Origin of the sequence: Vibrio harveyi NBRC 15634 = ATCC 14126 = KCTC 12724 (assembly GCF_001591145.1) — a bacterium.
Lineage (GTDB): Bacteria > Pseudomonadota > Gammaproteobacteria > Enterobacterales > Vibrionaceae > Vibrio > Vibrio harveyi.
Window position 1 is genome coordinate 15,984 of sequence record NZ_BCUF01000041.1, and the last position, 22,641, is coordinate 38,624.

Annotated in this window: 27 protein-coding genes; 9 read left to right on the top strand and 18 right to left on the bottom strand. The window is 45.2% G+C overall.

Features of this window, described 5'->3' with window-relative positions:
- Window positions 1-53: 53 nt before the first annotated feature.
- The gene (locus tag VHA02S_RS18780) at window positions 54-464 is read left to right on the top strand and encodes a flagellar basal body-associated protein FliL (protein ID WP_005451996.1); all 411 of its coding nucleotides are present in this window, start codon (window positions 54-56) and stop codon (window positions 462-464) included.
- 103 nt (window positions 465-567) lie between these two features.
- Here the strand turns inward: VHA02S_RS18780 and glpG are convergent, their stop codons facing one another.
- The 6 genes from glpG to ftsY all read right to left on the bottom strand — a co-directional run bounded on the left by glpG (window position 568) and on the right by ftsY (window position 6,045).
- On the bottom strand, window positions 568-1,410 hold the full coding sequence (gene glpG, locus VHA02S_RS18785) for a rhomboid family intramembrane serine protease GlpG (protein ID WP_038897953.1): 843 nt from the start codon (window positions 1,408-1,410) through the stop codon (window positions 568-570).
- Complete coding sequence (glpE, locus tag VHA02S_RS18790; protein ID WP_009701354.1) at window positions 1,410-1,730, bottom strand: thiosulfate sulfurtransferase GlpE; 321 nt, start codon at window positions 1,728-1,730, stop codon at window positions 1,410-1,412. The genes glpG and glpE overlap by 1 nt, the downstream gene beginning before the upstream one ends.
- A 412-nt stretch (window positions 1,731-2,142) precedes the next feature.
- Window positions 2,143-3,000, bottom strand: coding sequence for an RNA polymerase sigma factor RpoH (rpoH, locus tag VHA02S_RS18795; RefSeq protein WP_005452003.1), 858 nt, complete (start codon window positions 2,998-3,000; stop codon window positions 2,143-2,145).
- A gap of 175 nt (window positions 3,001-3,175) precedes the next feature.
- On the bottom strand, window positions 3,176-4,144 hold the full coding sequence (gene ftsX / locus VHA02S_RS18800; RefSeq protein ID WP_005452004.1) for a permease-like cell division protein FtsX: 969 nt from the start codon (window positions 4,142-4,144) through the stop codon (window positions 3,176-3,178).
- Window positions 4,134-4,808, bottom strand: coding sequence for a cell division ATP-binding protein FtsE (gene ftsE / locus VHA02S_RS18805; RefSeq protein WP_005452005.1), 675 nt, complete (start codon window positions 4,806-4,808; stop codon window positions 4,134-4,136). Before ftsE ends, ftsX begins: the two co-directional genes overlap by 11 nt.
- A 22-nt stretch (window positions 4,809-4,830) precedes the next feature.
- Window positions 4,831-6,045 (bottom strand): signal recognition particle-docking protein FtsY, encoded by a 1,215-nt coding sequence (gene ftsY / locus VHA02S_RS18810; RefSeq protein ID WP_038897952.1) that lies wholly within the window; start codon window positions 6,043-6,045, stop codon window positions 4,831-4,833.
- 223 nt (window positions 6,046-6,268) lie between these two features.
- On the opposite strand from ftsY, the gene rsmD reads away from it, so the two are divergent.
- Both rsmD and VHA02S_RS18820 read left to right on the top strand, forming a co-directional pair.
- A complete protein-coding gene (rsmD, locus tag VHA02S_RS18815; protein ID WP_005452007.1) occupies window positions 6,269-6,868 on the top strand; it encodes a 16S rRNA (guanine(966)-N(2))-methyltransferase RsmD in 600 nt (199 codons plus the stop codon).
- 25 nt (window positions 6,869-6,893) lie between these two features.
- Window positions 6,894-7,160: a DUF1145 domain-containing protein gene (locus VHA02S_RS18820; RefSeq protein WP_005438504.1), complete on the top strand. Its 267-nt coding sequence runs from the start codon at window positions 6,894-6,896 to the stop codon at window positions 7,158-7,160.
- Between the two features lie 65 nt (window positions 7,161-7,225).
- Here the strand turns inward: VHA02S_RS18820 and VHA02S_RS18825 are convergent, their stop codons facing one another.
- The 4 genes from VHA02S_RS18825 to VHA02S_RS18840 form a co-directional block, all read right to left on the bottom strand.
- Window positions 7,226-7,810 carry a YhgN family NAAT transporter gene (locus VHA02S_RS18825; RefSeq protein ID WP_005452008.1) on the bottom strand — a complete coding sequence of 195 codons (585 nt, stop codon included), beginning with the start codon at window positions 7,808-7,810 and terminating at the stop codon, window positions 7,226-7,228.
- A 112-nt stretch (window positions 7,811-7,922) separates the two neighbouring features.
- Window positions 7,923-8,144 (bottom strand): YecH family metal-binding protein, encoded by a 222-nt coding sequence (locus VHA02S_RS18830; protein WP_009700794.1) that lies wholly within the window; start codon window positions 8,142-8,144, stop codon window positions 7,923-7,925.
- Between the two features lie 69 nt (window positions 8,145-8,213).
- Window positions 8,214-8,834, bottom strand: coding sequence for a lysoplasmalogenase (locus VHA02S_RS18835; protein ID WP_005452011.1), 621 nt, complete (start codon window positions 8,832-8,834; stop codon window positions 8,214-8,216).
- Window positions 8,835-9,854: 1,020 nt separating this feature from the next.
- A complete protein-coding gene (locus VHA02S_RS18840) occupies window positions 9,855-10,220 on the bottom strand; it encodes a hypothetical protein (RefSeq protein ID WP_005430355.1) in 366 nt (121 codons plus the stop codon).
- Between the two features lie 241 nt (window positions 10,221-10,461).
- Between VHA02S_RS18840 and VHA02S_RS18845 the strand changes: the two genes are divergently transcribed.
- On the top strand, window positions 10,462-10,791 hold the full coding sequence (locus tag VHA02S_RS18845) for a DUF2500 domain-containing protein (RefSeq protein ID WP_009695938.1): 330 nt from the start codon (window positions 10,462-10,464) through the stop codon (window positions 10,789-10,791).
- 1 nt (window position 10,792) lies between these two features.
- Here VHA02S_RS18845 and VHA02S_RS18850 read toward each other — a convergent pair whose 3' ends face one another.
- Window positions 10,793-11,806, bottom strand: coding sequence for an acyltransferase (locus VHA02S_RS18850; RefSeq protein ID WP_005452013.1), 1,014 nt, complete (start codon window positions 11,804-11,806; stop codon window positions 10,793-10,795).
- A gap of 250 nt (window positions 11,807-12,056) precedes the next feature.
- On the opposite strand from VHA02S_RS18850, the gene VHA02S_RS18855 reads away from it, so the two are divergent.
- Complete coding sequence (locus VHA02S_RS18855; protein WP_038897951.1) at window positions 12,057-12,437, top strand: cystatin domain-containing protein; 381 nt, start codon at window positions 12,057-12,059, stop codon at window positions 12,435-12,437.
- Window positions 12,438-12,526: 89 nt separating this feature from the next.
- On the opposite strand, the gene arsJ is transcribed toward VHA02S_RS18855, so the two are convergent.
- The 6 genes from arsJ to rhtB form a co-directional block, all read right to left on the bottom strand.
- Window positions 12,527-13,744, bottom strand: coding sequence for an organoarsenical effux MFS transporter ArsJ (gene arsJ, locus VHA02S_RS18860; RefSeq protein ID WP_038897950.1), 1,218 nt, complete (start codon window positions 13,742-13,744; stop codon window positions 12,527-12,529).
- Window positions 13,745-14,001: 257 nt separating this feature from the next.
- Entirely contained in the window at window positions 14,002-14,496 is a 495-nt protein-coding gene (locus VHA02S_RS18865; protein ID WP_005452015.1) for a cyclin-dependent kinase inhibitor 3 family protein, read from the bottom strand.
- Between the two features lie 11 nt (window positions 14,497-14,507).
- The gene (locus tag VHA02S_RS18870) at window positions 14,508-15,509 is read right to left on the bottom strand and encodes an ArsJ-associated glyceraldehyde-3-phosphate dehydrogenase (protein ID WP_005430364.1); all 1,002 of its coding nucleotides are present in this window, start codon (window positions 15,507-15,509) and stop codon (window positions 14,508-14,510) included.
- Between the two features lie 27 nt (window positions 15,510-15,536).
- The gene (locus VHA02S_RS18875; RefSeq protein WP_005452016.1) at window positions 15,537-15,872 is read right to left on the bottom strand and encodes a metalloregulator ArsR/SmtB family transcription factor; all 336 of its coding nucleotides are present in this window, start codon (window positions 15,870-15,872) and stop codon (window positions 15,537-15,539) included.
- A gap of 102 nt (window positions 15,873-15,974) precedes the next feature.
- Complete coding sequence (locus VHA02S_RS18880; RefSeq protein ID WP_005452018.1) at window positions 15,975-17,198, bottom strand: EAL and HDOD domain-containing protein; 1,224 nt, start codon at window positions 17,196-17,198, stop codon at window positions 15,975-15,977.
- Window positions 17,199-17,226: 28 nt separating this feature from the next.
- Window positions 17,227-17,841: a homoserine/homoserine lactone efflux protein gene (gene rhtB, locus VHA02S_RS18885; protein ID WP_005452019.1), complete on the bottom strand. Its 615-nt coding sequence runs from the start codon at window positions 17,839-17,841 to the stop codon at window positions 17,227-17,229.
- A 65-nt stretch (window positions 17,842-17,906) separates the two neighbouring features.
- Here rhtB and VHA02S_RS18890 point away from each other — a divergent pair, with 65 nt between their 5' ends.
- On the top strand, window positions 17,907-18,896 hold the full coding sequence (locus VHA02S_RS18890) for an alpha/beta fold hydrolase (protein ID WP_038897949.1): 990 nt from the start codon (window positions 17,907-17,909) through the stop codon (window positions 18,894-18,896).
- Window positions 18,897-19,067: 171 nt separating this feature from the next.
- Window positions 19,068-19,892 (top strand): Cof-type HAD-IIB family hydrolase, encoded by an 825-nt coding sequence (locus tag VHA02S_RS18895; protein ID WP_009695945.1) that lies wholly within the window; start codon window positions 19,068-19,070, stop codon window positions 19,890-19,892.
- Window positions 19,893-19,961: 69 nt separating this feature from the next.
- Here the strand turns inward: VHA02S_RS18895 and VHA02S_RS18900 are convergent, their stop codons facing one another.
- Window positions 19,962-20,432, bottom strand: coding sequence for an EVE domain-containing protein (locus VHA02S_RS18900; RefSeq protein ID WP_005452022.1), 471 nt, complete (start codon window positions 20,430-20,432; stop codon window positions 19,962-19,964).
- Window positions 20,433-20,473: 41 nt separating this feature from the next.
- Here VHA02S_RS18900 and VHA02S_RS18905 point away from each other — a divergent pair, with 41 nt between their 5' ends.
- Window positions 20,474-22,024 (top strand): COG3650 family protein, encoded by a 1,551-nt coding sequence (locus VHA02S_RS18905; RefSeq protein WP_038897948.1) that lies wholly within the window; start codon window positions 20,474-20,476, stop codon window positions 22,022-22,024.
- A complete protein-coding gene (locus VHA02S_RS18910) occupies window positions 22,024-22,620 on the top strand; it encodes a tRNA-uridine aminocarboxypropyltransferase (RefSeq protein ID WP_038897947.1) in 597 nt (198 codons plus the stop codon). The genes VHA02S_RS18905 and VHA02S_RS18910 overlap by 1 nt, the downstream gene beginning before the upstream one ends.
- Window positions 22,621-22,641: the final 21 nt, after the last annotated feature.

Genomic DNA, 22,641 nt, shown 5'->3' on the forward strand with positions numbered 1-22,641 from the left:
TCAAGACTGAAGCGATTCGAATATCGCGATCCAGAGAAAGAAAAGTTAGAAATATGTACAAACGTTATATAGCCCAAATTATTTTCGCGCTAAGTCTGCTTATTTCAGCACCGAGTTGGGCTGAATCTGAAGAGGCAGCACCTAAGTTAGCCTACTTTACGCTCGAACCCGATTTAACTACGAACTTCTATACCAAGGGTAATAAACTGGGTTATGTACAGGTGCGTATCGATATCATGGTGATGAGTCAGCAAGACCTCGCCGTTGTCGAACACCACCAACCATTGATCCGAGATGCGGTGATTGAACTATTGGGTAAACAAACAGAAGATACGATTAAGTCTTTATCTGGTCGTGAGGATCTGCGCAAAACGTTGGTGAAAGAACTCAATGAAACCCTACTGCCAGAGACGGGTAAAACCATCATCGCTGATTTGCTGTTTACCAAATACCTTTACCAATAATATGAACAGTTAAAGCTGACGAGCTGCTCCTATTAAACGAAAGACAGATAAACAAAAGACCACCGATTGGTGGTCTTTTTGTTGGTGTCTGTAAATCATTAACTTAGGAGGCTTGTTGGTATTTCTGTTTACCAGAATCAAACAACGCTATCGCCATACCAGAAAGTAAGCCAACTAAGTGGGCCGTGTTGGCAATCGCCATAAATGGTTGAACATAGCCAAGAACCAACCACACCAGCATAAAGCCAATAATAGGTTTAGGAAGTGTTAAGCCAAGATGTGGACAACGGTAACCAAGGATCCACAAGTAACCAAGTAGCGCATAAACCACACCAGATAAACCGCCGAAGTTTGCTCCTTCAACATAAAACTGACCCGCGCCGGAGAGCGCTGCAGAAATAAGGAAGATTTGCAGTAACTTTCCAGAGCTTAAACGGCGCTCGATATCACCTCCCAATTGCCACCACCACAAGAGGTTGAACACAATATGGGTAACAGAGAAGTGCAATAACGCATGGCTAACCCAGCGCCAGAGCTGCCATTGCTGCCCTTCGAACGCAGGAAAATGCAATAAAGCAAACACACCATCACCAAAGCCGAACATCTGCAAAAAGTAGATAACGGCACAGACAACCATGATCAGCAAGGTCACTGGGCCCGCCTTAGCTTTCACCATACCCATAATGCTCGGGCTGGAATAATGAAATTTGCTCTTACGAGTATCGGCAACGTCCCACGAAGCGGCGCTATATTTCGACGCTGATGGATTGGCTAAGAATTGTTTTAGCTCGGCTTCGACTTCAATTTCATGCTGCGCATCCGTCAGCCAAAGTGCAAACTGTCCTTCACCTTCCGGCGTCATCTGAATATCAATCTTGCGTGATGCCATGTAATCAATGAAGGCTTGCGCCATACGTGGATTATTTAACGTTACCAATCTCTTCATTAACTTCTCACTATCGGTAGTTCTGCTCGTTGCCAGGCTTCAAAGCCGCCATCCACACTGTACACCTGTTCGAAGCCTTGGTTAACCAAATATTGTGCCGCACCTTGGCTACTGATGCCGTGGTAACACATCACTAGGATTGGTTGTTCGAATTCCACATCGTTCATGAAAGGAACGATCGAATCATTAGTCAGATGAAAAGCGGATTCTGCATGCGCGACAGCAAAAGATTGAGGGTCACGAATATCTACAAGTTTTGCTTCACCTTGTTCGAGCAATGCCTGAGCGCCTTGAACATCGATATGTTGAAACTGGTCCATTTACTTTCTCTATGTCGTTTTCGTTATTGACGCCATTGTAACCTATCCAAAGCCAAACTTAGACACAGAGATAGTCAGGTCATTGAAAGCTGTACACATTCGCACCGTTTGTGGATAAATCTGTGAATTGCGTTGATAAAGTATATTTGGATCATTTGATCCACAAGATGTAGTAATGATCTTGATCTAACTGTGTGTATATTTACAACTATCCCCAAGTGAAAAACCACGCCTAAGCCTTATTTAGTCCGGCTTTCGAACAGTTGATGAATAATTACTTCACAGAGTTATACACAGGTAGCACAGATAAATTAGATCGCAAACACTATCGATTTTCGATCGAAAACAAAAAAGCCGAGATCACATGATCTCGGCTTTCTATGAAAATCTTACTTTAGATTAGAAGCGAAAGTTAGAACTCACCGACAGCAAGTTTCAGTTTCTTCATCGCGTTCTTTTCTAGCTGACGAATACGCTCGGCAGATACACCAAACTCATCCGCTAGATCTTGAAGTGTTGCTTTCTCGTCATCCAACCAACGAGAACGGACAATACGTTGACTACGCTCATCCAAACTCGCAAGAGCGTGACCTAAACGATTATTAGTATGCGTTTCCCAGTTAGCAGCTTCAATATTATCTGCTACATCAGACGATTTGTCCTCTAGGTACAACATTGGCGCTGTGTACGAGTTTACATTGTCGTCGTCATCCATTGGCATATCGAACGTTGAGTCCACTGCCGCTAGACGCGATTCCATTTCACGTACTTCTGAAGGCTCGACACCTAGCTCACGGGCTACGGTTTCAACTTCACCGTTGTTGAACCAACCTAGACGCTTTTTCGACTTACGTAGATTGAAGAACAGCTTACGTTGCGCTTTGGTTGTCGCGATCTTAACAATACGCCAGTTACGCAATACGTATTCATGGATTTCAGCTTTGATCCAGTGAACAGCGAAAGAAACCAAACGTACACCCACTTCAGGGTTAAAACGCTTAACCGCTTTCATAAGACCGATGTTGCCCTCTTGTACTAGATCAGCCATTGGCAAACCGTAGCCTGAGTAGCCACGAGCAACGTGAACAACGAATCGTAGGTGTGACAAGATAAGGCCTTTCGCCGCGTCAATTTCACCCTTGTAGTGTAATCGTTCTGCAAGCTCACGCTCTTCGTCTGCAGTTAGCATTGGGTAGCTGTTTACAGAACGGATATAGCTATCAAGGCTATCTTGCGTGACTAGAGCCATCGGATACGCTTCTTTTGTCATTCAATTCCTCATCAATCTCTGATCTGGAGCATTACATTGCAATTTAGCTTGGCCATCTTGAACTTAAAATGAACAAGTTTCAAGAAGGGCGAGTAATTATCCATAAACAAATTGTCTAAACAAGAGGTAAAAATTAGCTTGTGCTAATAAATTCCAAGTATAAGACCTTTATCACCTAAACTGGTTCAATTTCTTTTAGATGACGCTGCGCGGATACTCGTGCGGCGATACAACCCAGCAAACTACCAGTGATAATTAATAGCAGAGATTCATCCCAACTCAGACCAATCAAGCGGAACTGACTGTCGTATAGTGAAGCCAATTGCTCAACGGCATTGTTCATCACCACAGTAATCAATGCGGTGACTAACCAAGCAATGCTCGCCCCCAGCACACCGAACCACATACCCGTGTACAGGTAAGGACGCAGAATGAAACCGTCGGTCGCACCAATCAGCTTCATGGTTTGAATCTCTTCTTTGTTCGCCAGCACATTAAAGCGCAATGTATTGCCGACGATTAAAAATACAGCACCTAACATCAGTATTGTCAGGGTGATGACAATAATGCCAGCAAGGGTTTTGATGGCATCAAGACGCGCCAGCCAATCTTCATCGAGCCTAACGTCAGTAACGTCTTGTTGCTCACGGACTTGCTTGGCTATCGACTGAATATCACTCTTTACTTCTGAATCAGGTGTGATCACCAACACGCCTGGTAGTGCGTAACCACTCAACAGACTCAACGCTTGGTCAAAGCCAGCGTATTGGCTTAAATCAGATAGACCTTGTTGCGGCGAAATATATTCCACCTCTTTTACCAAAGGCCACGTTTCGATTTGGTCTTTTAACACCATCACACGCGCATCAGGCATGCCTTCTACTAAGTAAGCACTAACTTGCGATGGTGAAGCGACGTCTTGTGCTGCGCTCGCCACGTTTTTACCCAGCAAGTACAAGCAAGCTGGCATCGCTAATGCCACTGAAATAACAGCTAAGGTAAGAATGTTACCTAAAGGACGACGCCATAACGCGCCAAAAGAAGATTTTGCTTGTTTTGCATGGACAGAGAAAAAACCATCGGTATTTGCACGCTTGGCACTGCGACCTTTCCCTTTCTTCTGGGTGCGCTTGTTACCTACCATAGTCTTCTACCTCACTTAGGAAGCCTTGGTTCAATTCAAAATGGCGATATTGTGGGCGAGTGTTTACTAACCCGATATCGTGCGTCGCAAGGAGAATCGTTACGCCAGCACGGTTAAATTCTTCAAACAATCGTAACACACGATTAGACAGCTCTGGATCAAGGTTACCAGTTGGCTCATCGGCCACCAGTAGAGTTGGTCGGTTTACGACAGCGCGTGCAATACCAACACGTTGTTGTTCACCACCCGAAAGTTGACTTGGCAAACAACGGGCTTTATCCAACAAGCCCGTTTTATCCAACGCCGCAGAAACACGGCGTTTGATTTCGTTTTCAGAAATCGATTCGATGCGCATCGGCAGTGCAACGTTGTCGAACACACTGCGATCCATCAATAGACGGTGATCTTGGAAAACAATCCCGATATTGCGACGCAAGAAGGGAATGTCTTTGTTTGGGATACGAGTGATATCGTGACCATTGAAATGGATTTTGCCATCGGTTGGTCGCTCTATCGCACATATCAGTTTCAACAAGGTACTTTTACCTGCCCCGGAATGCCCACCTAAAAACGCCATTTCTCCGCGTCGAAGGTGAAAATCGACTTTCTGTAAGGCTTGTCGACCACCTCGGTAAGCTTTGCTCACTTGCTGAAATTTGATCACCGTTGATTTCCTCTAACTCTTGTTACTCTTCACGACTAAACAGAGCGTCAATGAACTCTTGAGTTTCAAATGGACGCAAGTCTTCGATGCCTTCGCCTACACCAATGTAGCGAATTGGGATTTCGAACTGATCAGCGATAGCGAAGATCACGCCACCTTTCGCTGTACCATCCAGCTTAGTCAATGTAATCCCGGTTAGAGGGGCAACATCACTGAAAAGTTTCGCTTGGCTAATTGCATTTTGACCTGTACCTGCATCTAGCGTCAGCATGATCTCGTGTGGCGCTGAGTCATCAATCTTCTTCATTACACGTACAATCTTACGCAGCTCTTCCATTAGGTTCGCTTTGTTTTGTAGACGACCGGCAGTATCGGCAATCACGACATCGACGCCACGCGCTTTTGCCGCTTCAATCGCATCATAGATAACCGAGGCACTGTCCGCGCCAGTGTGCTGAGCAATCACAGGAACGTTGTTACGCTCACCCCATACTTGTAGCTGCTCAACCGCTGCCGCACGGAAGGTATCACCCGCCGCAAGCATGACTTTCTTACCTTGGTTTTGGAATTGCTTCGCCAACTTACCGATTGTGGTGGTTTTACCGACACCATTCACGCCAACCATTAAGATAACGTAAGGGGTTTTGCTGCTGTCGATTTCGAGAGGCTGTTCTACTTTCGCAAGGATTTCTGCCATCTCTTCTTTCAGCAGGCCGTAAAGTGCTTCACCATCTTTAAGATCACCGCGAGAGGCTTTTTCAGTCAGATTGTTGATGATTTTTGTGGTGGTTTCCATGCCTACATCAGCAATCAACAGTTGTTCTTCTAGCTCTTCGAAAAGGTCATCATCGATCTTCTTACCGCTGAACAAACCAAAGAAACCCGCACCGATGTTTGCTTTTGTGCGGCTCAGGCTACGCTTCAGGCGAGCAAAGAAGCTCTCGGTTGGTTTTTCTTGTTCTTGAACGCGAGGTGCAACTGGTACTTGTGGCTCTTCTGCTTCTGCTTCTGCTTCTGCTTCTGCTTCTGCTGGGGCAGCCTCGGCTTTCTCCGGCTCCGCTTCAACCGCTGTTTTTTCTTCTGCTTGCTCGGCAACGTCTTCTGTTGGTTGTTGCTCGGCGGCAGGAGCTTCCGCTGCTTCTTCTTTTACTGATTCTTCAGTTGTCGGTTTTTGGCTTTGCTCTTCATCACCAAAACCTAGCCACGAAAGTAATCCGCGCTTCTTTTTTTCCGTCATCTGGGGCTATCCTAGATTGTCTTCTTATCTATTAATGACTCTTTTCTGACAAGAATATTAACTTTACAGAAAAGGCGAATGACAAAGTTGTGAAAACTTTCCAATTAGGTAAATCTAATCTTATTAGTGTTACACTCTGTCATCTTGAATATTCTGGGCTGTATCCAAGCTCAAAGCTTGGGCGATTGGGTATAGTATCACTTTATTAGCGGTCAAAAAATCTATGGTAAGACGTCGCCAGCAAAACTCATCACAAAAAACGCCAACAACGGGCTTTGTACGCATTATTAGTGGGTTATGGAGAGGTAGAAAGCTCCCTGTTCATGATGCAGAGGGCTTACGCCCAACCACGGATCGCGTAAAAGAAACCCTGTTTAACTGGTTAGCTCAAGATGTACCGCAGGCGAAGTGTCTCGACTTGTTTGCGGGCTCAGGCGGTTTAGGCTTTGAATCAGCTTCACGCCAAGCTGACCAAGTAACTATGATTGAGCTAAATCCACAAGCATTTCAGCAACTGCAAAAGAACGTAACTTCCTTGAATGCCAACAACATTCAAGTAGTGAACACTGATGCAATTAGCTTTTTGCAGCAACCAGGGACACCTCACCACGTAGTATTCATCGATCCGCCATTCCGCAAAGGATTATTGGATGAAACCGTGACCTTGCTAGAGCAAAACGGCTGGCTTGCTGAAGATGCGATGATTTATATTGAAACTGAAAAAGAGCTGAACATTGCTGGGCTACCAGAGAGCTGGCACCTACACCGCGAGAAAACCGCAGGTCAAGTGAGCTACCGTTTATACGAACGCTCACCAGCTTAAAGCCTCGATTTAAAAGGATAGTTAAATGAAAGCATTATTGATACTGGCTAAAGCGGCCATCGCCTTTGTCTGGTTCGTGTTGATCCTCAACTTCTTTATGCCATTCCCTGGCAAAGCAGCGATTGCGTTGTACATCATGACCGCATTCTTGTTCATCATGCACGGTTTGCAAATGGCGATCTTCATTGGTGCATTTGGCGACAAGATTAAGATGAGCGCATGGGAAAAGTACTCCATTTTGATTTTTGGTATTTTTGCTCTGCTCGATATTCGTCGTAAGCACATGATGTAATAAGACAGATAAACGAAAGCCGCTCATAAGAGCGGCTTTTTTGTATTTATCATCTCGGTAATGGCTCAGCCCATGTAGCTCTTCACCCCATCAAGGAACATTTGGGTAGATATCATCACTAGCAGTAGTCCCATCAATCGCTCAACGGCTTTTAAGCCACGCTCTCCTAGGATACGGTGGAAGAAGCTGTAGAACATCAAAATAAAGAAAGTCGCGCCCCAAGCAATTAACACGGCGGCAGACAGCTCCATAATCTTATCGGGATGCTGAGAAGAAAGTAAAAGCAGCGCTGCAATCACCGAAGGTCCCGCAATCATCGGGATAGCCATTGGTACAATAAACGGCTCTTCGCCGGCAGCCAATCCAGTAATGCTGCCAGCACTTGGGAAAATCATCTTAATGGCGATGATAAACAGAATGATACCACCAGAAATACTCAAGGTTTCAGGCTGAACATGAAGGAAGCTCATGATGCTCTGCCCTGCAAATAAGAACAGCATCAAAATCATCAAGGCAAACACTAACTCACGGATCAGTACTTTGCGACGACGCTTTGCATCGAGATGTTTGAGAATGGATAGCACAATCGGCAAATTGCCGAGCGGGTCCATAATAAGAAACAGCATGGTCGCTGCAGAAAGAATGTCCATGTTCTGACCTCGACAGGAAAATTGGCGGCCAGTATAACAAAGTGACTACATGAATATATGTTTGAAGGCGAAATGCATTTATCGCCTTCACAGAACAACGCTTAACCGCCGCTTAGTGATTGCAAACGCGCGCCATGTTTACGACAAACTTACCTTCTAGCTCGCGTACTTTTTCTCGCTTTAGCAAAAACTCTAGCAATGCATCTAAGTCTAGATCATTCAGCTTACAGGTATGAAAGCGTGCCTCATAACCAAAGTGACCCGCAAGCTCATCACGGTTCATTGGGGTTTCACGAAGTAGGTTCAGTAGATTGTGAGCATGAATTTCAGTCATTATTGACTCCGGTCATCAAGTTGAATTCGTCCAGTTTACTGAAAAAAAGACGAGGTACTTTGACCTGAGTTAGTAAATGATAGAGGCAACAATTAACGCATGAGCAAAAAAGTAGCTGCCACTCACCCAGACATAGGCGCGTTTCATCGGCTTACGATAACCATGTATTGCATAAGCTAAGGCGGAATAAATCATCACTAAGGTGCCGCTAAACCCGAGCGCATTCGCAAAGCTCGGCACTTGTAACCACACCTCTCCCGCAGCCCAAGCCAGTTGAACCAGCATAATGCCCATAATCACGACCGGAAAGACCATGGAATCCAATTGTGGCAATAGTAGGAAAAACGCGACGATACTTGCAGCGAGAAGCAGAGCTAACAACCACCAAACGATGTCACCATTGAGCTGAACCCAAAATGATTTGCTATAGCAGATTTGTGCTAGGAGATAACCCGCGAAATAAAGAGGTTTGCGAGATTTAAATGAATGAAGAGTGTCAGCAAACATCGAAACCACTAAACCACCAACGATCCAATATGTGTGTGGTGCTGAAGAACCTTCGGTCAGTGCCAAAATCAGCAGCAATAGCAGAGTAAAGATTTTAAATGTGAGAGACTGCGTTGGATTGGCTTGTTTCGCCCCCAACACGGAATACATCCCCGATAGCCCTATCGCTAACCAACTCCACATGCCGATACACCTTTCACGTAATCTCGCCGCTAGTCTAGGTAGACCAATCTTGATGTAAAGATGCAATCAGTGAAAGTTGGATCTCGATAGCGAATCGCAACATTTTGTAGCCGCAACTTACTCAATTAATGGTTATCGTTTTTCTCGCAATCATTGAGGTGAATGATTTAGTCAAAGCAATCAACGGCGCCGAAATAAATTCGCTGACTTTCAATAAATTGAAAAACAAACCGCCAATTTGTTCGCCATGCAACCGTTATGGATAAATAACCGACACAAAAACCAAATCCACCACCTCTGACCACTCAGAAAGCTAAAAACACCGTTCCATAACAAGACTCGTAACTACCAGAGTAGTAAAACCTCAGGTTAAAAGTTCAAACAACTACACCTAACCACTTGATATAAAAAAGAATAGTTAACAAAAGCGATAAAAACCTAACCTTAGCTATTGTAGATTATAGCTAAAGCCTTTTGATACTGTAGTTTTCTCATTAGATAGGAAAAATAAGACGAAATGGACGTCCATAAGTGTTCACTTCATTAGCACAAAACCTAATTTTCTCAACTTTTGAGAAATTCAGCAAAAATAGTCAACCAACATCACCACCCAGACAAGAAACACTATTTCATCATAAGATCACTCATATTTAACACATTAAAATCATACACTTAAAAACAAAAAGAAGAGAAAAACAACAAGTCGAACACTTAAAGAACAGCACAAAAAACACAGTTTTATTAGTCAATTTAGGGTAAAAACACTTAAGTTAAGTGCGAGTTTTGAAAACTTTTCCGCTTTGAAGTTGATCAAAGCTCAAAAACAGTGCTATATTATTTACATCGAGTTCATCAATGATTTTAGGGGTAGTGTTATGATTTCTTCTTCTCAAAAACAAGGGCTGGTAATGATTGCAGTGGTTGTTGGTTTAATGACACTGCCAATGATGTACTAAGTTACTGTTTAAAATAAAAAAGGGACGCTTTCGCGTCCCTTTTTTATTATTCAAATTTTATCGTCTACAAATGCTTAACCAGAATGTCCCAATGCATGTAGTAGAAACCAAGTGCAGCGAGCGTAATCAAGGCCATTAACAAAATCGCCGCTCGCCAAATAAAGCGTGAACTTCGTGGTGTCAGCTCCTTTTCGCATGCATCGCACGCAGCTAAGAAACCTTTTCGATCGTCCAGCTTGTAATCCTCTTCGTGAACAACCTTGTTTCTTACGGTCGCAATAAACCGCAACTTAGCAACAACGTCATGCGGCAAGCGCTCTTCACAACTAGTGATAAGCTGATGTAACCCTTTCCCTTCCGCGTGGTATTGCGTACGCAGAAGTTTCTCGATCGTTCGGGTACGCATGACTACTTTCTCAATATCTGACATCGTAACCCTCCTTACTTGACCCTTCCTTCGTCAGTCATTTCATTCTTCTATAAATTTAGAACTTTTTCGAGCCAAAAGGTGCAAATTTCCTTTTAAATTGTGCTCTTGAACGCATATAAAATGTGAAGTGCGCCGAATAAAATCTACGACGCTTTTACTAGATCACGAATAATTTATCTCAACTCATAGTTTAATCAGGGAGTTCTGTAAAATAGGTGCCAATGAAACATTGGAGGTTATCATGCCAATCTCACTTATTTTGGCTTTGTTCGCTCTGATTGCGCTCGGCGCATGGGCGTTTTTCCGCTTCTACAGCAAACATTACTTTGGCGAAGATGCACCTGAGCAAAGTGCTCAAGTGACCATCTTAGACAAACAAGCAATAGAAGTACCGGATGCAGAGCCAGGTCAAGACGATCAAGAATATTGGATTTATGTACAACGCGGTTCGATTGGACCAAAACGCGAATTTCAAATCGGTGTGCACTATTACCACGCACTCAATCCGGGTGATAAAGGCACACTGACTTACCGTGGCGATAAGTTCTTACATTTCGCCTTAAAGCGCTAATCTACGGTAGCAACCAGCGAGTCTTGGCGGACTTGGAGAACAGATAGCTCATCGCCAAGGCTCCAGCACCACTCAATACAATCCAGACAGGAATCACCCATGCAGGGTGGCCTTGATACCAACCGAATGCTTTCATCGGCCATAAGAAGATTGGGTGAAGAAGATAAATGCCTAAACTGTGCTGGCTAATAAAACTCACCACTTTTTGCGCTTTCGGTGCCAAGCCCTCTCCAAAGTAACGACACAACATAAAAATCATCGATGCTGCGAGAATCACATTCAATGTTTTGTATGAGAACCAGCGCCCTACTGTGTATTTGTCTGCTTCTAAACTGTTGGTCACAACCATAGTAAACGTCACTGCTAATGCCACCAACCCAAACGCAGTAAACGCCGTCACAACGGAACGGTTTAATGGAATTTTCTTAAACAACACATAGCCTAACGGTAAATACCCCATGTAAAGCCAATATTGATTACTCCATGGTCCATCAATTTTGAATAGGAATAAGGTGCTCGTGAACAACCAAAGCGCTAAATAGGTGTAAATAACGCTGTCATCGACATTGCGAACCATCCATTGAAACAACGGAATCACAAAATAGAGTGGAATAAAGTAGTAGAAAAAACCAAGGTGATAATAAGTTGCATGATACGGACTGTTACTCACCACTTCTTTTACCGTGGCAAAATCAAAACCTTGCGCTGTCCAACCCGATAAATACGCGTAAAACATCGACCAAACCAAAAAAGGCACCAGCACTTTGCCTAAACGTCGTTTGACGTAGTATTTGGCATCAAAAGGACGCGTATCGCTGAGCATCAATGCACCAGTTATCAAAATAAACACTGGCACCGCCCAACGCGTCACGCTGTTCACTCCGACTGCCGTCGCCCATTGATCGAATGGAATCACGCCCAATTCATTACGATATGGCGCTAACACGTGAATAGCGATCACTGCCACAGCAGCGACACAACGTAATAAGTCGAAAAACAGAACCCTTTCTCTCATACCCTTTCCTAGTTTGTGTAACTTCACGTCTATAGCATAGGGTAATTTTCGCTCAGTTAAATAGTTAACAATCTGTTTTTGCTTATTTTTAACTCAGCTATGAAGCTCTAATAACATTGATTTGCACAATAGTTAGCGACAAATCCTATTGTACAAATAGGATCACCAGCCCTAAGCTTTCTTGGATATGAAACAGATTTAGCCGTTTCTTTCCATTAGGATGCTGGACAGATTATTAAGAGAGGTCTTTATGAAGAAAACATTATTAGCATCACTGGTTAGTGTAGTGGCTTTAGCTGGATGTAATCAAAAGGAAGAGACCGTGGCACCAACACAATCGCAATCGGAAGCGAACCCTATCTGCAGCACGGAAAATCTTGCTGGCGGCTGGTCACAAGGTGAAGTAACACCTGAGGCTCAGCAAGCGCTCGACTTTGTTCTTGGGCAGATGAATACCGCTGCTAAACTAAAAGAAATCTTGAGCGTACGAACTCAAGTCGTGAATGGCATTAACTACGCGATTGAATTCGAAATGGACAATGGTGAAGTCTGGAACACCATCGTTTACCGTTCGTTAAAAGGTGATATGGAAATGACGCAACCGGCACAGCAAGGTCGCCTTTGCCCATAACCAAGATTTACTGATTTGCGATACTGAATCGTAAATACAAAAATGGCTCCCAATATGGAGCCATTTTTATTTCTAACTCGTAAATCGATTTAAGCCGTAGCTACTTTGGTTTTTGGTAGCTTGATAGAAATGACCGTTGTCAGCGCTAAGAAGGCAAAGGACACCCACAAACATGCAGCAAGCCCTGCTTCTTGGTAAATCCAACCAGAAAGAACCGTACCGATCAAACGTCCCATCGCATTCGCCATGTAATAGAAACCGACATCCAATGAAACACCGTCGCCTTTTGCGTAGCTGACGATTAGATAAGAGTGCAAAGATGAGTTCACCGCAAATACGGCACCAAAAATCATCAAGCCCACCACAATGACCAGTTCTGGTTGCCAGCCAATCTGCACGCCGTAAGCAATTGCACCAGTGATAACAGCAAGGATACCAGCCCAAATTAATGCCGCGCTGCCATCTGGCACTCGACCTTGCGCTTTACCGGTAATACGAGGTGCAAAGCCTTGAACGAATCCGTAAGCAATCACCCAAGCTGCCAGGAAGCCGCCCACCATCAGGTGATCCCAACCAAATACGCTGCCAAGGTAAATCGGCAGTGCAACAACAAACCACACATCACGAGCACCAAATAGGAACATACGCGCTGCAGAAAGGATGTTCACCGATTCTGACTTAGAGAAAATCTGACGAAATTTAGGTTTGCTCTTCGCCTTACCCATATCCGCTTCTAACCAAACTAAACTGCACACGAAGACAATCGCCAGCACACTTGCCATGATGATCATCGAAGTTTGGAAACCAAACGCTGATAGCAATAAACCACCAACAAAGAAACCCGCACCTTTCAGTGCATTCTTCGAGCCCGTTAAGATCGCAACCCACTTATAAAGTGCACCTTGCTGTTCGTCTGGCACCAAAGTTTTGATCGCACTCTTGGCACTCATCTTATTTAAGTCTTTGGCAATACCCGAAATTGCCTGCGCCGCCATTACCCAAGGAATGGTCAACCAAGCATTGGGCACTGCCAGCATCAGCAAGGCGAAAATCTGCATCCCTAAGCCGACGTTCATGGTTTTGTTCAAACCAAGTCGAGCACCTAACCAGCCGCCAACCAAGTTGGTCACTACGCCAAAAAATTCATAGAAAAGGAACAGCGAAGCAATGGCTAAGCTTGAGTAACCTAAGTCATGGAAGTAAAGCACCACCAGCATACGTAGTGCACCATCCGTCACGGTGAAGTTCCAATAGTTGAACGTCACCAGCATATACTGACGGATACTTTTGCTTAGTTTTGAAATCATAACGACCTCAGATGTACAGCATTTAGAGTATTTAGATCATGATGTTCCAAATACTCTATGACCTGAACACCAGCATTGAGCCATCTCAATACTGGCGCTAAATTGTGAAACAAGAACTGATGAAAATCTAAATATTATTTATTAATAAACAATAGTTTAAATGTAAAACCAATAAACAAGAATCACATAAATTGGTAAGCCATCACAGCATAAAGAGAGCTTTTGGATCATGATGTTCCAAAAGCTCTATAAGCTGATCAAGCGTTTTGAGCTACACGCTCGATGTACTCAACTTGTACAGGCTTTGTGAAAGCACCAGGACGCAGCGCTTGCACTTCACGCACGATGTCTTCTAGCGCCCAATCTTTCTCTAACAGTAGGTGCGCAGCGAACAAACCTGTGCGACCAGAGCCCCCCATGCAGTGCATTGCAACCTTACCACCTTGAGCAAGAATCGCGTGCAGTTCAGGACTCGCTTGTGACCATTTTTCAGCGAACTCTTCGCCCGGAGCACAATCATCTTCAATCTCAATTTGGAACCATTTCATGCCCAATTGTTGAGTCAATTCACCCAACGCAGACACGTCTTTTGCTGCTAGTTCAGCATTATCAAGAGCAGTAACAATTGCTTCTACGCCTTGCGCTTTTAGCTGCTCTAGCGAAGCTTGCAGTTCAACACCTTTGGTGCCTGGACATGGAGTCAGTACCAACGCGCCCGCTTCTAAATCTAATTGCCATGTAGGATGAGACATCTTAAAGCTCCTTATGCCATACCAACGTTACGAACCAATTCTGCAGTACGCGTCGCGTAACCCATTTCGTTATCGTACCAAGCGTAAATCTTCACCATACGAGAACCTACTACCATGGTTGATTGCGCATCAACGATAGTTGAACGTTGGTCGCCTTTGTAATCAATAGAAACCAATGGGCGCTCTTCAAAGCCAAGGATGCCTTTTAGCTCGCCTTCAGAAGCTTCTTTCAGTAATGCGTTAACCTCTTCTGCTGTGGTATCACGTTTCACATCAAAAATAATGTCAGTGAGTGAGGCGTTTGCCAGAGGAACACGAACCGCGTGACCGTTAATCTTGTCTTTCAACTCAGGGAAGATTTCAACAATCGCTTTTGCACTGCCCGTTGTGGTTGGGATTAGGCTCATGCCACACGCACGTGCACGACGTAGGTCTTTGTGCGGCGCATCCAGAATCGTTTGTGTGTTAGTTAAATCGTGAATCGTTGTGAATGACGATTGTTCAATGCCCAGTTTTTCGTGAATCACTTTCACAACAGGTGCAATACAGTTCGTTGTACAAGACGCTGCGGTTACGATGCGGTGCTGCGCAGGGTCGAAGATGTGGTCGTTCACACCCACTACGATGTTAGCTACGCCGTCTTCTTTTACTGGTGCGCTAACAACAACACGTTTTACGCCTTGCTCTAGGTATTTGTTTAGGAATGAGGTTTTGCGATGAACGCCCGTTGCTTCAATCACAACATCACATTGACCCCAGTTCACAGCATCGATATCACGCTCTTGTGAAGTCGTGATGCGCTTACCGTTGATCACCATGTCTGTGCCTTCAACTTGCACTGCATGGTTCCAACGACCTTGAACTGAATCGAACTCAAGTAAGTGACCCAGAGTCGCCGCATCACCCGCTACATCGTTGATGTGTACGAACTCTAGTTCTGGCCAATCAAACGCTGCGCGTAATGCCAAACGACCAATTCGACCGAAACCGTTAATACCTACTTTAATCGTCATAATCTTCTACCTTTAAGCTTTCGCTGGTTAACAGCACGCTGCGCGAGCTTTGTCGTGCAAACGTGAAATATCTTCTTGGTACTCTTGCTTCAAGCAATTCGAGGCTACCAAGTCATCAATCAGTTTTTGCATCCATCCCGGTAATTGATCTGACAGCTCGTAGTACACCCATTGCCCCTGACGTTTATCAACCAAAATACCATTTGATCTTAGCTGAGCCAGATGGCGAGAAATCTTTGGTTGGCTTTGTTGTAGCGCATGGGCTAAATCACCAACACAAGTTTCCCCTTCACGAACCACCAGCATTAAGCAACGCACACGAGTCTCGTCGGAAAGAAGTTTGAAAAACTGATGTGGAAGCATACTTACATACCTATATATGGATATGCGCATATAGTTATTTAAAAATAGAATAACGTCAAGCGATCGTGCTCGACTGTAATAAAAGTTTAATATTTGATCAGATTAGGCGCCAGAAAAGGTCTGGCTCCAGCGAACGGCTTCGCCAAGTTCAGACTTAACATCATCCACAGAAAGTCCGAGTTGCTGGGAGAATTGCTCCACGCCTGCCCAATCGGCACGCTCGTAGCATTCCTCAATTGCCAACAACGCGCCGTATTCACCTTGGCGATGCAACAAGGCTTGCTGCACGGAAGGGCTTAAAGGCAGCTGTCCCACTAAAGATTCCACAGACAAATCAAGCATGGCGTCGAGAATCGATAACAAGCCAACCATAAAACCCTGCTCGTTGAGATGCGCAAAAGGTTGATAGCGCGACATAGCTTCGCAGAATTGAGCGCGTTGCAAAGATAAGTTGTACAACTCGCGCGGCTTCTGCCCGGAGATATATGACGCAACCACCAGTGAGACAAACATTTTGAGCTTTTCTTGTCCAAGATAAATCAAAGCTTGGCGGAATGAAGTGATGGTCACTTCTAACGTGGTCGATTGTGTATTCACAAAACGCAGTAACTTGTACGACAGCGTGACATCTTGAGTAATGATGTTTTCAATCCGGTCAAAGTCTGGATCGGGGACACACACTTCTCGAAATAGCTTGAGCGCCAACACTTGCTCGGGACTCACGTATTTAGTCTGCATCACTTCAGGCTTGCTGAAGAAGTAGCCTTGGAAGAATTTAAAGCCTGCCTCTTTGGTCGCTTCAAACTCAGCTTCGGTTTCTACTCGCTCAGCTAAGAAATGGTATTTGGTGCGCTTTTTAGTGTGCTTCTTAACTAAGTCGCATGCCTTTTTTAGCCCCATCGCCATGATATCGAGTTTCACGATATGGACATACGGTAAGAAACGACGCCATTCGTCAGTCAACGTGAAGTCATCAAGCGCGATCAAATAGCCTTCACGGTACAGTTCGCGAATGGCTTCAAGCAGCTCATCGGTTGGTTGGCAGGTTTCGAGTACCTCAACCACGATTTTGTTTTTCGGCAAGCTTCTTGGCAGCCGACGCAGCAAACTTTGGTGAGGAAAATTGATGAAGCATCGTGAAGATGCAATCAGAGGATTGGTTCCGACAGAGAGAAAGTTCTCTACTATCAATCGGTATGTCGCCCTGTTTGAATCGATGTGCGCAGGATAGGCATTACTTTCACCATCGCGGAACAACAACTCATATCCCAGCGTCTGTCTTTTACGGTTAAAGATTGGCTGGCGGGCGACATATGCGTTTTTCATTCGAAATTATTGTGCTTTTTATAACTTGTTACTTAGCTGCCGCTAATAATGCACCACATCCCATGAACATTGAACCGAATACTTTATTAATTTTGCCCATGATCTTATCTGAGCGAATAAAGCGTCCCATTTGTGCGGCCAAACTGGTGTAGCCCAGCATCACAAACGCGTCAATGGTCACCGTCGTCACGCCCAATACCAACAGCTGAGTTAGTTGGTCTTTCGCTGGATCGATAAATTGTGGAAACAGTGCCACCAAGAATACGATCGATTTCGGGTTAGTCAGGTTGATAAGAATGGCTTTGTACAACAGAGAAGTACCTGACATGGTTTGGTGACTTTCGGTCGCAACCAAGCCGGATGTATCACGCCACTTTTGAATGCCGAGCCACACAAGGTAAGCTGCACCAACCCATTTGATCACAGTAAATGCCGTTGCCGATTGCGCGACTAAAGCACCAATGCCAGCGCCAACCAAAGCAATATGAATTGCCAAACCAATCTGTAAACCAACGATAGCACCCAATGACTTGCGCGTGCCGTAACTCAAACCATTACTGATTGAGTTGACGGTGCCAGATCCCGGAGCCAGACTAAAAACGATTGCAGTTACCACATAGGCTAACCAAACATGGGTATCCATTGCATTTCCTCAATAATTCTTCGATGATACATCGCGTAAACAACGTATCTTCAGGTAATCGACTAATGGCTATTAACCATTCACCTTTGACTTATACTCAAGAGACCTTATTTGAGCAAGCAATAGGTGGTCCGATCGCAGCACTTTGGCAAGAACGCCAAGAAGGCTTTGTAAAAGGGACAGAGAAAAAGAAAATCTACTGGTGCAAACTCACCAATCCCGAACACACCAAAGCCGTACTGATCGTCAACGGTCGCATTGAAGCCTCCTGGAAATACCAAGAACTGTTCTACGACCTATATCGACAAGGTTATGACGTGTATTCGTTTGACCACCGAGGACAAGGTTTATCAGATCGCCTGCTACCAGACTCAGACATGGGTCACGTCTATAACTTTAATGATTATATTGACGATATGGAATTGGTACTGCAGCAACTCAATTTGAGTGGATACCAGCAGCGCTTTGTCATTTCCCACTCGATGGGCGGTGCAATTGCAACACGTTACCTGCAAACTCACCCAGACCACAACTTTGACGGTTTGATTCTGAGTGCTCCGATGTTTGGTATCAACCTTCCTTGGTATCTCAGCCCTATCGCGATTCCAGTCACGCAAATCCTTGCAGCGGTTTCCCCGCAACCAAGCTACGCGCCGGGTCATAAGGAATACTACCCAAAACCGTTTGAAGATAACCCACTTAGCCAAAGCTACGATCGTTATCACTGGTTCCGTGGTTTATACCGCGATAAACCAGAGCTACAAGTGGGCGGTCCGAGTACACGCTGGGTATGGCAAGGCTTGATGGCAGCCAAGCAATGTATTTTGCTGACACGCCAAATTAAAGTTCCGGTTTTATTGGTTCAATCAGGTAACGATCGCATCGTGAGTAACGCCGCGCAGCAACGCTTTATCGATAAGCTAAGTAAGACTAACCCCAATGCCAGCCTAGTTTCTATTGCTGGCGCAGAGCACGAAATCTTGTTTGAAAAAGACCAGTATCGCAACCAAGCACTTGATGCGGTTTTTGCCTTCATGCGTGAGCACAGCCAATAAATCAGATTAAAGAGGAAATACGAGCTCAGCGATTTACCCTCTTTTTCCTCCTTATTTTGGCGTAGACTTCATCATGTTCCCCGCACTCGGAGCAGTACGATCTAGTCAATCTACTGCGCTCCGTGTGCAATCAACCTGTTCTACTCTATCCGAACCGTTTACGAGGGCTTCATGAGCACATCGCTACCTTGCAAAGAGATCACTAAAATCGTTGCCTCAGATCTGGATGGCACTTTACTCGCACCAAACCACCAGCTAAGCGCTTACTCGAAAGAGACGCTCAAAGCGCTGCATGAACAAGGCTACACATTTGTCTTTGCAACGGGTCGCCACCACGTAGACGTCGCAAGCATTCGTCGCACGGTAGGTATTCCGGCTTATATGATTACTTCGAACGGAGCACGTGTGCACGACCAGAATGATCAAGAGATGTACAGCCAGAACGTACCTGAAGATTTGGTTCAATCAGTGATCGACACGATCAAAACGGATCCTGAAATACTTATCCACATGTATCAAAACGACGACTGGTTGTTGAACAAAGATGACGATGAGTTACGCGAATTCCATGAAGAGTTCACTTATAAGTTGTACGATCAAGACAACGCACCAACTGATGGCATTGCGAAAATCTTCTTCACTCACCCAGCAAAAGATCACGACCATCTTGTGACCTTCGAGACTAAGTTACGTGAGCAATTTGGCGATCGACTAAACATCGCATTCTCAACACCTTGGTGTTTGGAAGTGATGAGCGCTGGTGTGTCTAAAGGTGATGCGTTGAAGGCAGTCGCGGAGTCTATTGGGCTAACATTGGAAAACACCATCGCCTTTGGTGATGGCATGAACGACGTAGAAATGCTATCCATGGCGGGTAAAGGATTGGTGATGGGTACATCTCACGAGAAAGTGATGAAAGCACTACCAAACAATGAAGTAATCGGCAGCAACGTTGACGATGCGGTTGCACACTACCTACAAGATCATCTGCTATAACCTGTATTGGCTATCAACAACAGGTTATCGGCAAAATCACAAAGGGCTGCACTATGCAGCCCTTTTCTTTTATCGCTGACTCGGCAACTTCTCTTTACCGAGGATTGCTTGCCACTCTTCTTCGCTCACAGGCATGATCGATAAGCGATTGCCGCGTTTCACCAATGGCATGTTTTCTAGTTCTGGCATCGCCTTCATGACCGACAACGGAATCAAGCGTTCAGTCTTACGCACAAACTCAATATCCACCATAATCCAACGCGGATTTTCTGGGTCGGATTTCGGGTCGTAATAATCGCTCTCAAGGTCAAACTGGAAGTGATCGGGATACGCTTCACGGGTCACTTTGGCAATACCAGCCACACCCACGTTCTTGCAAGAGGAATGGTAAATCAGCACCAAATCACCCAATTTGACTTGGTCACGCATCATATTACGCGCCTGATAATTACGAACTCCCTCCCAACATGAAACCTTTTGGGTTCGAAGCGTGTCAATAGAAAAGGTATCTGGTTCTGTTTTAAATAACCAATATGCCATAATGCCATCCGATGCAGATTAAGTAATGAGGAAGATATAACATGAAGGCTTTGAAAAACCCAGTGGCATTAGCCACACTGCTGGTCCTGCAAGCATGTAGCATGCAACCGCAGCAGTCCGATGCAGACACCCCAACTATTCCGCCTGCATCCTTAGATAAGCCGGAAACCATCTTACCTCAAACCTTTATGCTGCGTGGTGAAGTAGTGATTGGGCATGAAAGCCAGTACATCACACCTTGTGGCAGCGACAAACAATACTGGCTGCAACTGTCACCGCAACAAATCCAACGTGCAGTAGCCATCACCAATGAACCTTATCAAACCATGTATGGTGAAGTAATTGGTCATCTCAACCCGCCGGGCATCGACGGTTTCTCTGCAGATTTCGATGCTAACTTTGTGGTTGAGCAGGTGAACTTCCTCACCACAGAAAATCCGCATCGCTGCAAACAAACCAGTAAACCCACTCGCGTATTTGGTAATGAACCTTCGTGGGCTGCCAACTTTGAAGGCAATACGCTCAAGTTCCAGCAAATGGGCAAGTCGACACAAACACTCGAGATCAAAAGCAGCAAACTGCAACCTCGTCAGCGTACTTACCAGTTGGATGACGGTGAACTGCGCATGACCGAGAACTTGTGTTCAGACACCATGAGCAACTCTCTCTACGGCTGGAAAGCAACACTAGAGCATGGCGATAAAACCTATCAAGGCTGTGGTATGACAGCCAACGTAGATTCAACATTAGAATGGGTGAACACTTACGTCGCGACGTCGACCCAGTCACAAGGCTTCGAAGTGCAAATGACACTCAACAGCGACCACAGTGCCATCACCAAATACAGCTATTCAGACGGACAACCGCCATTGATTGAACGCGGCTACTGGCAACAACTGAGCCCATCGCAAGTACAAGTATTGATGACTCACCACCAGCAACAACGCTTAATGACCGAGCGCCTATTTACTCGCGAAGGCAACCAGCTGAAAGCAGTCAAAGAGAAAGTGGGCAATTTGGTTTATCCCATTGCCGATGGCGGCTTAGTGCTATACCCAGCAACAGTGCGTAACTCAGGCATTGAGCAAGAAGCGCCTGAACGCGGTAGTGCGCCAATTGCAGCTGCGGACATTCCATCCAGTGCCGAATTTAATTCAAAAGTGGATGCGGCGGTACGTAACTACTTTTTCATTAATCAAACCAACCCAAGCAATAACCAATACCGTTGGCTGACTTACGATCTGAATGGCGATGGTGATGAAGAATTACTGGTGCAACTTGATTGGTGTGGCTCTGGCGGTTGTACTCTGCTGATATTCGAAAACCACGAGAAAGAGTGGCGTTTCAATAGCCGTATGACGCTAGTGCAAAGCCCAATTATGCTTGGTCAACAAACCTCGCACGGCTGGCGTGACCTGATTTTCAATGTCAGCGGTGGCGGCGCAACACCTGGGCAACACGTGATGCAATACACAGGCGTAAGTTACCCAATCAACCCAAGCTTGGCGCCAAAAGCGAGCAAAGAACAAGTCAGCGGCGTGCGTCTATTCTCAGATGGCATCAGCCCTGTTCGTGATGGGGTGCGCTTGTAATGGCGCAGCCTTGTCCACATTGTGGCTTCCAGTTCAACTGCATCTGTTCACTGCTGCCGAAGTTAAGCAGTGAACACTCGCTGATGCTGTTAATGCACCCCAATGAACTGACGCGCGATACCAACACTGGCAAACTGCTCACCCAGTGCCAACTGAATGTCACTCAAGTCGTTTGGGACCGAAAAACGCCACCAGCAGCGTTGTTAGAAACGTTAGCTAATCCAAGCCTGCTGCCAGTGCTGCTATTCCCAAGTGAAGAAAGCCTAACGCTTGAACAAGTACAGCAACAAAGTACCGAGCAAGACAGACAACCGTTGTACATCATTCTTGATGCGACTTGGCAAGAGGCGCGCAAGATGATCAACAAAAGCCGTTGGCTAGAAGGTGTCGCGATGATGGGCTTAGCCACTCAAGTCGATTCGCAGTATCAACTGCGCCGCAACCAACAAGAAGGTAATCTATGTACCTTTGAAGTAGCAGCGCAATTGCTGGGGCAACTCGGTGAAGAGCAAAACCAGCAACAGATGCTGGACTTCTTCGAGCAATACCTTCCTCGTTTCCAAGCCGAGAAAAGTGGTCACGAGCTCAAAGCCTAACATTCTTAAGAATCAAAAAAA